Genomic DNA, 643 nt, shown 5'->3' on the forward strand with positions numbered 1-643 from the left:
TTGGGAAAGTTCTTTTCCGTTCTTATCGAGCCTGATGATCATGACATCTTTAGATCCGAAACCATCGGGTGAGTTCTGTACATTACCTGCAACAACAAATCCTAAGTCAGTGGTCTGGATCACCGCCCGTGCTTCATCGTCCTGGGCTGTGCCCAATGTTTTCTGCCAAATTTCATTTCCCTCTGGATTTGTTCTTATCAACCATAGATCTGAGCCTCCTTTGGAATCCTCCTTTTTATCCAGCCCTTTTCCGGAGTACGAAGTTCCTATTATGGCAAATCCACCCTCCTGTGTAGCAACGGTTGCAGCCAGGAAATCATGGTTCTTTCCTGAGAAATATTTTTCAAATACGGTATCGCCGTTTTGGTTGAGCTTGATGATCTTAAAATCGTACCCATTGTTCTGAGATCCTTTAGCCTGTTGAAGACCGGAGCTTTGAATGGCACTTCCGCTGATGAGATACTGCTGGTCGATGGTTGTAGTGACCTGGGAAAGGAAGTCTTGAGTTGATGATCTGATATCATGTTGCCAGATTAAATCCTGTCCGAATGACAGACAGGTAAAGCAAAGCAGACAGGCACTCACATAGATTTTTTTCATACTTGAGTTTTTAATTATTATATTTTGGCGAATTTAACTTTTT

At 42.5% G+C, this 643-nt stretch carries 1 pseudogene; it reads right to left on the reverse strand.

Features of this window, described 5'->3' with window-relative positions:
* Positions 1–600 (reverse strand): annotated as a pseudogene (locus AC2A07_RS19690) (T9SS type A sorting domain-containing protein); the annotation flags it as partial.
* Positions 601–643 lie beyond the last annotated feature (43 nt).

It is taken from the genome of Chryseobacterium sp. HNCC26DJ238, assembly GCF_057180465.1.